This window comes from Priestia sp. GS2 (genome assembly GCF_036409025.1).
GTDB lineage: Bacteria > Bacillota > Bacilli > Bacillales > Bacillaceae_H > Priestia > Priestia aryabhattai_A.
Map to the genome: position 1 here is coordinate 250,129 of NZ_JAZGJX010000002.1, position 12,127 is coordinate 262,255.

General features: G+C 39.7%; 12 protein-coding genes and 1 riboswitch. All 12 genes read right to left on the reverse strand.

Annotation, left to right across the window (positions count from 1 at the left end; all coding sequences use genetic code 11):
- Positions 1-3 precede the first annotated feature (3 nt).
- The 12 genes from purH to V2145_RS20555 all read right to left on the reverse strand — a co-directional run bounded on the left by purH (position 4) and on the right by V2145_RS20555 (position 12,043).
- Complete coding sequence (purH, locus tag V2145_RS20500) at positions 4-1,542, reverse strand: bifunctional phosphoribosylaminoimidazolecarboxamide formyltransferase/IMP cyclohydrolase (protein WP_094911249.1); 1,539 nt, start codon at positions 1,540-1,542, stop codon at positions 4-6.
- A 99-nt stretch (positions 1,543-1,641) separates the two neighbouring features.
- The gene (gene purN / locus V2145_RS20505) at positions 1,642-2,220 is read right to left on the reverse strand and encodes a phosphoribosylglycinamide formyltransferase (protein WP_311859787.1); all 579 of its coding nucleotides are present in this window, start codon (positions 2,218-2,220) and stop codon (positions 1,642-1,644) included.
- Positions 2,217-3,254 (reverse strand): phosphoribosylformylglycinamidine cyclo-ligase, encoded by a 1,038-nt coding sequence (gene purM / locus V2145_RS20510; RefSeq protein WP_094911247.1) that lies wholly within the window; start codon positions 3,252-3,254, stop codon positions 2,217-2,219. The genes purN and purM overlap by 4 nt, the downstream gene beginning before the upstream one ends.
- A 26-nt stretch (positions 3,255-3,280) precedes the next feature.
- Positions 3,281-4,693 (reverse strand): amidophosphoribosyltransferase, encoded by a 1,413-nt coding sequence (gene purF, locus V2145_RS20515; protein WP_094911246.1) that lies wholly within the window; start codon positions 4,691-4,693, stop codon positions 3,281-3,283.
- Positions 4,678-6,900: a phosphoribosylformylglycinamidine synthase subunit PurL gene (gene purL, locus V2145_RS20520; protein WP_330988194.1), complete on the reverse strand. Its 2,223-nt coding sequence runs from the start codon at positions 6,898-6,900 to the stop codon at positions 4,678-4,680. Before purL ends, purF begins: the two co-directional genes overlap by 16 nt.
- Positions 6,884-7,567 carry a phosphoribosylformylglycinamidine synthase subunit PurQ gene (gene purQ / locus V2145_RS20525; protein WP_076513836.1) on the reverse strand — a complete coding sequence of 228 codons (684 nt, stop codon included), beginning with the start codon at positions 7,565-7,567 and terminating at the stop codon, positions 6,884-6,886. The genes purL and purQ overlap by 17 nt, the downstream gene beginning before the upstream one ends.
- The gene (gene purS, locus V2145_RS20530) at positions 7,564-7,815 is read right to left on the reverse strand and encodes a phosphoribosylformylglycinamidine synthase subunit PurS (protein ID WP_094911244.1); all 252 of its coding nucleotides are present in this window, start codon (positions 7,813-7,815) and stop codon (positions 7,564-7,566) included. Before purS ends, purQ begins: the two co-directional genes overlap by 4 nt.
- A 7-nt stretch (positions 7,816-7,822) precedes the next feature.
- Positions 7,823-8,530 (reverse strand): phosphoribosylaminoimidazolesuccinocarboxamide synthase, encoded by a 708-nt coding sequence (gene purC / locus V2145_RS20535; RefSeq protein ID WP_094911243.1) that lies wholly within the window; start codon positions 8,528-8,530, stop codon positions 7,823-7,825.
- A gap of 74 nt (positions 8,531-8,604) precedes the next feature.
- Complete coding sequence (gene purB / locus V2145_RS20540) at positions 8,605-9,897, reverse strand: adenylosuccinate lyase (RefSeq protein ID WP_094911242.1); 1,293 nt, start codon at positions 9,895-9,897, stop codon at positions 8,605-8,607.
- A complete protein-coding gene (purK, locus tag V2145_RS20545; protein WP_094911241.1) occupies positions 9,894-11,039 on the reverse strand; it encodes a 5-(carboxyamino)imidazole ribonucleotide synthase in 1,146 nt (381 codons plus the stop codon). Before purK ends, purB begins: the two co-directional genes overlap by 4 nt.
- Positions 11,032-11,520: a 5-(carboxyamino)imidazole ribonucleotide mutase gene (gene purE, locus V2145_RS20550; RefSeq protein WP_094911240.1), complete on the reverse strand. Its 489-nt coding sequence runs from the start codon at positions 11,518-11,520 to the stop codon at positions 11,032-11,034. Before purE ends, purK begins: the two co-directional genes overlap by 8 nt.
- A gap of 133 nt (positions 11,521-11,653) precedes the next feature.
- Positions 11,654-11,756, reverse strand: a riboswitch (purine riboswitch).
- Positions 11,757-11,839: 83 nt separating this feature from the next.
- Positions 11,840-12,043, reverse strand: coding sequence for an NETI motif-containing protein (locus tag V2145_RS20555; protein ID WP_094911239.1), 204 nt, complete (start codon positions 12,041-12,043; stop codon positions 11,840-11,842).
- Positions 12,044-12,127 lie beyond the last annotated feature (84 nt).

The window sequence follows — 12,127 nt, forward strand, 5'->3', positions numbered from 1 at the left end:
TCATTAATGTTTAAAATGTCTTAAGCCTGTAAATACCATTGTAATGCCGTACTCATCTGCTTTTGCAATTGACTCTTCGTCACGGATTGAACCACCTGGTTGAATAATGGCTGTAACACCAGCTTTAGCTGCTGCTTCAACTGTATCTCCCATTGGGAAGAAAGCATCTGAACCTAAAGCTGATCCTTGTGCTTTTTCACCCGCTTGTTCAATCGCAATTTTCGCTGCACCAACGCGGTTCATTTGTCCAGCACCTACTCCGACTGTCATATCGTCTTTTGCAAGTACAATCGCATTTGACTTTACATTTTTCACAACTTTCCACGCTAATTTTAAATCTGCCCATTCTTTTTCTGTTGGCTCGCGCTTTGTTGGAACAGAAACCGTAGCATTGTCAAAACCAAATACATCTTCGTCTTGAACAAGTACGCCGCCTTTTACAGATGTTAAGAAGGATTCTTTTTGTGCATTTTCATCAAGTTCTACTGTTAGTAGACGTAAATTTTTCTTCGCTGTTAATACATCAATTGCCTCTTGATCAAATGAAGGAGCAATAATGATTTCTAAGAAAATTTCTTTTAATTGAATAGCTGTTTCACGATCAATTGGGCGGTTTGCTGCTACAATACCACCGAATATTGATGTTGGGTCTGCTTCGTAAGCTTTCTGATAAGCTTGAGCAATCGTTTCACCCACACCTACTCCACATGGGTTCATATGTTTGATGGCCACAACAGCCGGCTCTGAAAATTCTTTTACAATCTGAAGCGCTGCGTTTGCATCATTAATATTGTTATAAGATAACTCTTTTCCATGCAGCTGTGTAGCCGTTGCAATTGAACCTTTTTGCGTTAATGGTTTTTTATAGAAAGCCGCTTCCTGATGTGGGTTTTCTCCGTAGCGTAATCCTTGAACACGCTCATACGTTACTGTTAGCTTTTCAGGCGTCTTCTCACCCGTAATATTTGTTAGGTATTCAGCAATTAATGCATCATAAGCCGCCGTATGACGGAATACTTTCGCTGCTAAGCGTTGGTTTGTTTCAAACGAAACGTTTCCGTTTGCCTTTAATTCGTTTACTACGGTCGCATAATCAGTTGGATCGACAACAACTGATACCGAACGATAGTTTTTAGCAGCTGAACGAAGCATTGTTGGTCCACCAATATCAATGTTCTCAATTGCTTCAGCAAGCGTTACATCGTCTTGTTCAATTGTCTTTTTAAACGGGTATAAGTTTACAACTACAAAGTCGATTGGTGAGATATTGTGTTCTTTCATTTGTGTCTGGTGCTCTTCGTTATCGCGTAACGCTAATAAAGCTCCGTGAACATTAGGATGTAGCGTTTTTAAACGGCCATCTAAAATCTCAGGAAAACCTGTCACTTCAGAGATACCAATTACATCAATGCCGTTTTCTTCTAGCGTACGCTTTGTACCGCCAGTCGAGATAATTTCTACTCCTAACTCCTTCAGTTCTTTAGCAAATGAAACAATACCTTCTTTGTCAGATACGCTAATAAGTGCGCGTTTTGCTGTCATTTTGTAAACTCCTCCTGATTCGATCTCTCTTTTTATAACTTTCTTACACTATCACTCTACCATAGTAAAGTATTAAAACTTTTTTGACAACCCAGTCTATTATTTAACCACAAGCTGCTGAAACAGTTTGTTGAGCACTTGAGGATAAAACTTATGCTCAATCTCATGTATGCGAGTTTCAACGATGTCTCTTGTATCTTCCTCATTTACACGAATTGCCTGCTGATCAATAATCGGCCCCGTATCCATTCCTTCATCTACAAAATGTACGGTAATACCAATAATCTTTACACCAGCATCAAATGCTTGGCCAATTGCATCCATGCCTGGGAACGCTGGTAATAAAGAGGGATGGATATTAACAATTCGATTTTTATATGGTTGAAGTAATGTTGGACCAACTAAGCGCATGTAGCCTGCCAATACTAGAAAATCTATGTTATTAGCCTGTAATTCGTTTAGAATTGCTTGTTCGTAAGCTGCTTTATCAGGGAAGTCTTTAGGTGAGCAAACAAAGCACGGAATACCACATGCTTTTGCTCGCTCAATTACATACGCTTGTGGCTTATTACAAACCACAAGCTTAATTGTTGCCTTTAATTGACCCGATTGCGTTGCTTCGTATAGAGATTGAAAGTTGCTGCCATTTCCTGAAGCAAAGACTGCAATATTCATCATCCAAGCACGCCTCCACTAAACTCTACCCCAGTGCCTTCTGTCACACGTCCAATCACAAATGCTTTTTCCCCTTTGCTTTCAATTGCATTGATAACCGCGTTCATTTCTTCTGGCTCTACCGCTAACACAAACCCAATCCCCATATTAAAGACTTCAAACATTTCTTTACGTTCTAAGCCGCCATGCTCTTGAAGGAAATCAAAGATTTTTGGAATCGGCCAAGAACCGTAGTCAATTTCTACTCCTAAACCGTCTGGAAGCATGCGGGGAATGTTTTCAATAAACCCTCCGCCTGTAATATGCGCCATTCCAGCTATCTTGGCTGCCTCTAATGCTTGCAGCACAGGCTTCACATAAATTTTAGTTGGTGTTAAAAGCTCAAGGCCAAGAGTTTGATCAAATCCTCCATAAACCTTTTGAAGATCAAGCTTTTGATCATCAACAATTTTTCTCACCAGTGAATAGCCATTGCTATGAATACCGCTTGATGAAATACCTACTAGTAGCTGCCCTGGCTTTACGCTTTCTCCAGTGATAATTTCTGATTTCTCAACTGCTCCAACTGTAAATCCAGCTAAGTCATATTCATCTTCCTCATATAACCCAGGCATTTCTGCTGTTTCACCGCCGATTAATGCACAATTTGACTGCTCGCATCCATCTGCAATTCCTTTTACAATCGCTTCGATTTTTTCTGGGACTGCTTTCCCACATGCAATATAATCCAGGAAATAAAGAGGCTCTGCACCTTGTACAACCACATCGTTTACACACATCGCTACAGCATCAATCCCGATAGTGTCGTGCTTATCCATTTGAAAAGCTAATTTTAATTTTGTACCAACACCGTCTGTTCCTGATACTAAAACAGGCTCTTTTAAACCTAAGGAAGATAAATCAAACATTCCTCCGAAACCACCAACTGTGCCCATAATACCTTTGCGCTCTGTTCGTGCAACGTGTTTTTTAATACGTGAAACGGCCTCGTAGCCTGCTTCTAAGTCAACTCCAGCTTGCTTATATGAATATGACATATTGTCACTCCTTTTTTACATTGAAACTAACAAGTTACCTTTTCATGTGGGTGTACGGTATCCGGATAAATTTCTGTTGGATATTTTCCTGTGAAACAAGCCATACACTGCCCACCATTTTCATAATCTCGACCGATTGCTTCAATTAATCCTTCATTGCTTAAGAACTCCAAAGAGTCCGCTTCGATTAATTCACAAATCTCTTGTACAGAGCGAGTAGCTGCAATGAGCTCTGATGAAGAAGATGTATCAATTCCATAGAAGCATGGATTTTTGATTGGAGGTGCGCTAATGCGAACGTGAACTTCTTTCGCTCCTGCTTCTCGTAGCATGCGGACGATACGACGACTTGTTGTTCCTCGAACAATCGAGTCATCAACCATTACAACACGCTTACCTTCTACAATCTTACGCACTGGAGACAACTTCATTTTCACACCTTGTTCGCGAAGCTCCTGTGATGGTTGAATAAACGTACGTCCAACATAGCGGTTCTTAATTAATCCTAACTCATATGGAATACCTGATTGTTCGGCAAATCCAATGGCCGCTGAAATACTAGAATCTGGAACACCAGTTACGACATCTGCTTCGATTGGAGATTCCATCGCTAGCTGTTTCCCTAAATTTTTACGTGCTGAATGAACGTTAATCCCATCAATGTTGCTGTCTGGACGTGAGAAATAAATGTATTCCATGCTGCAAATTGCACGATTTACATTTAACGTAAAGCGCTCAGATTTTATTCCTTCATCATTGATGATTAACAGTTCTCCCGGTTCTACATCACGTTCATGAACTGCTCCTACAATATCAAATGCACATGTTTCTGATGCCACAACATACGCATCGCCTAGACGACCAAGTGATAGTGGACGTAAGCCATTTGGATCTAACGCAACCATCATGGCATCTTCAGTTAAAATAACAAACGCATATGCACCTTTTACCATAGAAAGTGCATTTTTTACTTTATCCTTCATATCACTATAGCCACTACGTTTAATTAAATGAGCCAATACCTCTGTATCAGAAGTTGATTGAAAAATGCTGCCTTGGTTTTCAAGCTGATGCTTCAGCGCATTGGCATTTACTAAGTTACCATTGTGAGCCAGTGCGATACTTCCGCTATGAGAGCGGAAGTGAAGGGGTTGAACATTTTCAAACCCTCCACCCCCTGCTGTTGCATAGCGAACGTGACCAATTGCTGCTGTTCCTTGAAGCTGATCAAGCTCACCGTGGCCGAATACTTCGTTTACAAGACCCACGCCTTTTGCCACGCTGACTTTTTCACCATTTGTAACAGCAATTCCAGCTCCTTCTTGACCGCGATGCTGAAGGCTGTGAAGGCCATAATAAGCAATTTGACTTGCATTTTCATGACCCCATATGCCGAATACGCCGCATTCTTCGTTTAAACCTTTTATTTCAGCAAGCATGGAATAGCTCCTTTCCAAGCTTTCGTTAAGTCTTGAACAGATTGTTGTACAATTGCATTTCCTTCATGCTTAATTGTTAATTCTCCGTTTTCAGTTACGCGTCCCACTAGCTTAGCATCTGCAACAATACTCTCGAAAGCCTGTTGATTTTCTGGTGCCACTGTTATGATAAAACGTGATTGTGTTTCACTAAATAACTCTGCTGTTACGTCGCCGTTCACCGTAACATCTACTCCAAGACCGCTATCGTTCATTACTTTCTCTGCTAGGGCTACAGCAAAACCACCTTCTGCAATATCATGTGCAGATTGTACAGTTCCTTGACGGATTGCTTGAAGAAGCTGATCTTGACGTGCTTTTTCTACCGATAAGTCTAAAGCAGGTGATTGACCAAATACCTTACCGCTTTCAAGTACTTTTTGAAGCTCAGTTCCGGCAAATTCTGCTTTCGCTTCGCCAATTACATAAATTAAATCTTCTGCTTGTTTCGCATGCTGAGTTGTAATATGCTTCACATCGTCAATTAGTCCAACCATCCCGATAACAGGTGTTGGATAGATTGCTTCACCTTTTGTTTCGTTATAAAGAGATACGTTACCACCGATTACTGGTGTTGAAAGTTGACGACAAGCGTCGCTCATTCCGTCCGTTGCTTTTTCAATTTGCCAGAAAATTTCTGGTTTTTCTGGATTTCCAAAGTTTAAGCAGTCGGTAATTGCTAAAGGTTGTGCACCTGAACACACAAGGTTACGAGCTGCTTCAGCTACGGCAATGCGGCCACCTACTTCAGGATCTAGATAAAGATAGCGAGAGTTACAGTCCGTTGTCATTGCTAATGCTTTATTTGTTCCTCGCACGCGTACAACGGCTGCATCAGAGCCTGGTGATACAACTGTATTTGTACGCACTTGATAGTCATATTGATTGTAAACCCATTCTTTGTTTGCAATCGTTGGTTGTTGTAAAAGCTTCACTAGCATATCACTGTGATTGTCTACTGCTGGTGCGTAAGATGGCTGAGACTGAAACTCACGGTAATAAGCTGGCTCTGCTGATGGTTTGTGATACACAGGTGCATCTTCTGCTAACGCATCAACCGGTACATCCGCTACCACTTCACCTTTATGAGTTAAACGAAGGCGCTTGTCATCCGTTACGTGACCAACTGATACTGCTTCTAAACCGTAGCGCTCTACGATATCTACAATCTCTTGCTCACGGCCTTTTTCAACAACGATTAGCATACGTTCTTGTGATTCAGAAAGCATCATCTCGTACGGAGTCATGCCTGTTTCACGCTGAGGTACAAGATCAAGATTCATTTCGATACCAGAACCTGCTTTACTCGCCATCTCTGCTGATGAACTCGTTAAACCAGCCGCTCCCATATCTTGAATACCAACTAATGCATCACATTTAATTAATTCTAAGCATGCTTCAAGAAGAAGCTTTTCCATAAATGGATCTCCAACTTGAACTGCTGGACGTTTTTCATCTGATTGATCTGAAAGTTCCTCTGATGCAAATGTTGCACCGTGGATACCATCGCGTCCTGTTTTAGCACCAACATACATCACCGTGTTGCCAACGCCTTTTGCTTGTCCTTTTTGGATGTCTTCGTGATTAATTAAGCCTACACACATTGCGTTAACTAGTGGATTGCCTTCGTAAGAATCTTCAAACTGAATCTCTCCACCCACTGTTGGAATTCCAACGCAGTTACCGTAACCTGCAATTCCTGCTACTACTTCCTCAAACAAATGACGAACTTTTGGAGATGTTAACTCTCCGAATCGTAAAGAGTTTAACAGCGCAATTGGTCTTGCTCCCATTGAAAAGACGTCACGGATAATTCCACCTACACCAGTTGCTGCTCCTTGATAAGGTTCAATGGCTGATGGATGATTGTGACTTTCAATTTTAAATACAACTGCTTGATTATCGCCGATATCAACAATTCCTGCGCCTTCACCTGGTCCTTGAAGCACCTTTTCACCAGTGACAGGGAATTTCTTCAAAACAGGCTTTGAGTTTTTGTAACTGCAGTGCTCTGACCACATAACAGAGAATAACCCTGTTTCTGTATAGTTAGGCGTACGGCCTAATAGTTGCTCTACATTTGCAAACTCTTCATCTGTTAATCCCATATCTCGATATAGCTTTTGCTCTTTAATTTGCTCTACATTTGGTTCAAGAAGTAACGACATTTTGTTCCCTCCACTGCTTTACGATTGATTGAAATAATTTTAGTCCATCTGCGCTACCTAGAATGTCACTGACTGCTCTTTCTGGGTGTGGCATCATTCCTAATACATTTCCTGCTTCGTTTGAAATTCCTGCGATGTTTTGAAGACTACCATTTGGATTATCTTCGTATTGGAAAAGGATTTGATTGTTTTCAACCAATTGTTGTAACGTTTGTTCATCGCAATAGTAATTACCTTCACCATGTGCTACTGGAATTGCAATGATTTCGTCTTTGCCATAAGCATTTGTAAACATAGTTTCATTGTTAGCTACTTTTAAGTTAACTGTTTTACAGATGAATTTTAAATTTTCATTACGACGCATAGCTCCTGGTAAAAGACCTGCTTCTAAAAGGATTTGGAAGCCATTGCAAACACCTAATACAGGCTTTCCAGCTGCTGCTGCCTTTTTCACTTCATCCATTACGTTTGAAAAGCGTGCAATGGCACCTGAACGTAAGTAATCTCCGTATGAGAAGCCACCTGGTAAAAGGATACCGTCATATTCGTCTAAAGACTTAGCATCGTGCCATACGTATTCTACTTCCTCACCAAGCTCATCTTTAATTGCATGATACATATCTACGTCACAGTTTGACCCTGGGAACACAATTACAGCAAATTTCACTGTACGACAACCTCCTCAACCTCGTAACAATAGTCTTCAATTACTGTATTCACTAAAAGCTTTTCGCACATTTCTTTTACTCGCTCATCCAATGCATCTGTGCTATCGATTGTTAGCTCTAAGAACTTACCAATACGAACTTCTTGTACTTCTTCATAAGACATACGGTGTAATGAATTTTTAACGGCTACGCCTTGTGGATCTAATACGCTTTCTCTTAATGTGACAAATACTTTTACTTTATACATGGTTGGGTTATCCTCCGATTCGCTGTAAGATTTTTTCGTATGCTTCTGTTAAACCGCCTAAATCTCTGCGGAAAACATCTTTATCTAATTTTTCGTTTGTATGAACATCCCAGAAACGGCAAGTATCAGGTGAGATTTCATCAGCCAAAATGATATTTCCTTGAGACGTACGACCAAACTCTAATTTAAAATCAACTAAGAAAATGTCTCTCTCTTTAAAGAAAGAAGATAATACTTCATTAATTTGAAGTGCTTGTGCTTTTAAGCTATCAATCTCTTCTTGAGTTGCAGCTTGTAGGAAAACAGCATGTTCATCAAGGATTAACGGGTCTCCTAACGCATCATCTTTGTAATAAAGCTCCACAATTGGCTTTTTAAATCGGATACCTTCTTCAACGCCAATTCGCTTAGCTAAACTACCGGCTGTTGCGTTTCGAACCACGACTTCAAGCGGAACGATTTTGACCTGTTTCACTGCTTGCTCATAGTCAGATAGTTGTTTTACAAAATGTGTTTGAATTCCTTTTTCATGAAGCATTGAAAATAGTAAACTACTAATTTGGTTATTTAGCTTTGCTTTCCCTTCAATTTCAGCTTTCTTTTCACCATTAAATGCTGTTGCCTCGTTTTTGTAAGCAACCCACAGTACATCTTGTTCACTTGTTGCATAAATTTTCTTTGCTTTTCCTTCGTAAAGTAGCCCTTGCTTTTCCATGCTGACACCTCTATATCCAGAATATTCTGATACCCACTTTTGCAGAAAGGCAAGGACTTACCTTGCCTTCTTTATTAAAGACCTAAACGTTCAAAAATCATATCTACACTTTTCAGGTGATGTGTATGATCGAAGCAGTCATCAATTTCTTCTGCTGTTAAATGTTGTGTAATGCGCTCTTCTCCTTCGATTAGAGAGCGGAACGGAACTTGTGTTTCCCATGCTTCCATTGCTTTAGGCTGAACTAAATCATATGCTTCTTCACGAACCATACCTTTGTTAATTAACGTTAGTAACACGCGCTGTGAGTAAATTAAGCCTAACGTGCGATCCATATTGCGCTTCATGTTGTCTGGGAATACCGTTAAGTTTTTCACGATGTTTGCAAAACGATTTAACATGTAGTTCAATGCAATTGTTGCATCTGGTAAGATAACGCGTTCTGCGGAAGAATGTGAGATATCACGTTCGTGCCAAAGTGGTACGTTATCATAAGCTGTTACCATATATCCTCGAATTAGTCGTGCTAGCCCTGTCACATTTTCTGAACCGATTGGATTACGCTTATGCGGCATAGCTGATGATCCCTTTTGACCTTTTGCAAAGTACTCTTCTACTTCACGTGTTTCACTCTTCTGAAGGCCACGAACTTCTACTGCAAACTTCTCAATTGACGTTGCAATTAAGGCTAGTACGGACATATAGTGTGCGTGACGGTCACGTTGTAAAGTTTGTGTAGAGATAGGAGCTGGAGAGATACCAAGCTTTTCACACACATACTTTTCAACAAATGGATCAATATTAGCAAACGTTCCAACTGCTCCAGACATTTTTCCAAACTCTACTTCAGCAGCTGCTCGCTTCAAACGTTCTAAGTTACGCTTCATTTCTTCGTACCATAGTCCCATCTTTAAGCCAAATGTTGTTGGCTCTGCGTGGACACCGTGTGTACGCCCCATCATAACTGTATATTTATGTTCTTGTGCTTTTTCTTTTAACACTTCAATAAAGCGCTCAACGTCGTTTACTAAAATATCATTTGCTTGTTTAAGTAGATAAGATAATGCTGTGTCTACAACATCTGTAGAAGTTAAACCGTAATGTACCCACTTACGCTCTTCACCAAGTGTTTCTGATACTGCACGAGTAAAAGCAACAACGTCATGTCGTGTTTCAAGTTCAATTTCATTGATTCGATTGATATCAAAAGATGCATTTTCACGGATTAGCTTTACATCTTCTTTTGGGATATGCCCTAATTCAGACCATGCTTCACAAGCTAAAATTTCAACTTCTAGCCAAGCTTTAAATTTATTTTCTTCAGTCCAAATGGCTGCCATCTCTGGTCTTGTATAACGTTCAATCATGTTGTTAATTCCTCCGTTCTTTCCCATATTCCTAATGATTCGGCTTTTTCTACCGCCTCATCTATCTTATCAGCTAATACAGTAATATGTCCCATTTTTCGTTTATGTTTTGGAACTTTTTTTCCGTACAAATGAAGGTGCATATCGTCTAAATATTCGATTTTTGCCATCGTTTCTTCAATATGCTCTCCTAATAGGTTAACCATAACAGCAGGTTTTAACAATGTTGATTGAACTAAAGGCCAGTTACAGATTGCTCGAACATGCTGCTGAAATTGCGATAAGCTACAAGCATTAATTGAATAATGTCCTGAATTATGTGGTCTTGGTGCTAATTCATTAATATAAAGATTGCCTTCTTTCGTTAAGAACATCTCAACAGCAAGAGTCCCAACTAAGTTTAGACCTTTTGCAATTTCTTTTGCATATTCAACTGCCGTTTGCTCTTGGCTAGCTGTAATACGTGCTGGCACAATGGTTTGGTGTAAAATATGATCTTTATGAATATTCTCAGCAACTGGTAAGCATACAATGTCGCCTCTCATGTTTCGGTGAACAATGACAGAAACCTCTTTATCTAAGTTCATCCATTGCTCTACAATACATTCAGACTGTGATAGTAATCCTTCTGCTTCAGCTACGTCATGACTGCTTTTTAAAAGAACTTGCCCTTTGCCGTCATAGCCCCCTCTACACGTTTTGACTACGCAAGGATAGCTAATCGTCTCGATAGCCTTTAACAGCTCTTCTTTATTCTTTACAATGGCATACTGAGGTACGTTTAGATTTAGATTAGTAATCATTTCTTTTTCTAAACGACGATTTTGAGTAACTGCTAATAAATGACTTCCTTGTGGCACGTAACATTTCGTTTCTAACCACTTCATCATTTCAACATCAACATTCTCAAATTCATATGTGATTACATCTGAAACTTCTGCAAGTCGTTCAATTGCCTTTCGGTCATCATAGGCACCAACCACTTTAATATCAGCTACTTGACCACAAGGTGAGTCTTCTGTAGGCTCTAAAACAGCAATATAGTAACCCATTTCTTTAGCAGATAGGGCAATCATTCTCCCTAGTTGGCCTCCGCCAACAATTCCTATTGTTTTCCCTGGATGTATAAGAACATTAGACAAGTTGATCACTACTTTCTAACACGGATAGTCGAATTGATTCTCTTCTCTCATCTAGCTGTTTACTAACGATAGAATCCGATGTACCCAAAATTTGAGCTGCAAGCAAGCCGGCATTTGTTGCTCCTGCTTTTCCGATTGCTACTGTTGCGACCGGAACACCTCCGGGCATTTGAACGATAGACAGCAATGAATCTAAGCCATTCAAGTTACTTGATTTAACCGGTACACCAATGACAGGCAAAACTGTTTTCGCAGCAATCATACCTGGTAAATGTGCTGCTCCTCCTGCTCCTGCAATAATAACTTGAATTCCTCTTTCCTTTGCTGTTTCGGCGTATTCAAACATATAATCTGGAGTTCTATGTGCCGATACAACTTTTTTTTCGTAAGCAATATCTAATTCCTCTAAGATGTCACAAGCATGTTGCATTGTAGACCAATCTGATTGACTTCCCATGACAACAGCAACTTTTACATTCATAGATAAAAGCTCCTTTTTTAATTTATAAAAAAAGCCTAGAATGATGTGATTTCCAAAAGGAAAGTCACAATCACTCTAGGCTTTATTAATCCGTACCTTTACCATAAGCTGCAGGATACGAATAGTTAATCCTAATTGATTGTTCTTTCCTCATAGTCCAATAATTTACGGTTATTGGGTAGAAACTCTCAGGCCATATTCCTGAATATTATATGAGGTTTCGTTTCTCTTATTTGCAACTTAATGATAACAGCCAACCATGAAAAAAGTCAACTCAAAAATCGAATATTTAACTTTTAAATTTTAATAATGTTCGTGTTTAAAGTAGTTTTCCTTCAAATATGATTTGTTGCTTTACCGGAACATGTTCTTTAACCCCATTCGTGACCCTTTCTTCAAAGACAGGCTTTTCCATTCTTCTCACAGGCATATAACCGTCCTTTTTCATACGATCTAGACAATCAGCAATTGTTTCGTTTTCAGCTACTTCATACATTACTTTTTTCTTTTTTTTCTCACTCATAGTAAATCTCCTTTTTATTCATTACTTTTTATCGAAAGGAATAACAAAAAAGGCTAGTCTACTGACTAGCCTTTTTTGCGCTGT

What these genes read in the sequence shown, in the direction of transcription:
- purM (WP_094911247.1), bottom strand. Translation starts at nt 3,254, where the DNA reads ATGTCATATTCATATAAGCAAGCTGGAGTTGACTTAGAAGCAGGCTAC.
- purE (WP_094911240.1), bottom strand. Translation starts at nt 11,520, where the DNA reads ATGAATGTAAAAGTTGCTGTTGTCATGGGAAGTCAATCAGATTGGTCT.
- purL (WP_330988194.1), bottom strand. Translation starts at nt 6,900, where the DNA reads ATGTCGTTACTTCTTGAACCAAATGTAGAGCAAATTAAAGAGCAAAAG.
- V2145_RS20555 (WP_094911239.1), bottom strand. Translation starts at nt 12,043, where the DNA reads ATGAGTGAGAAAAAAAAGAAAAAAGTAATGTATGAAGTAGCTGAAAAC.
- purH (WP_094911249.1), bottom strand. Translation starts at nt 1,542, where the DNA reads ATGACAGCAAAACGCGCACTTATTAGCGTATCTGACAAAGAAGGTATT.
- purF (WP_094911246.1), bottom strand. Translation starts at nt 4,693, where the DNA reads ATGCTTGCTGAAATAAAAGGTTTAAACGAAGAATGCGGCGTATTCGGC.
- purB (WP_094911242.1), bottom strand. Translation starts at nt 9,897, where the DNA reads ATGATTGAACGTTATACAAGACCAGAGATGGCAGCCATTTGGACTGAA.
- purN (WP_311859787.1), bottom strand. Translation starts at nt 2,220, where the DNA reads ATGATGAATATTGCAGTCTTTGCTTCAGGAAATGGCAGCAACTTTCAA.
- purS (WP_094911244.1), bottom strand. Translation starts at nt 7,815, where the DNA reads ATGTATAAAGTAAAAGTATTTGTCACATTAAGAGAAAGCGTATTAGAT.
- purC (WP_094911243.1), bottom strand. Translation starts at nt 8,530, where the DNA reads ATGGAAAAGCAAGGGCTACTTTACGAAGGAAAAGCAAAGAAAATTTAT.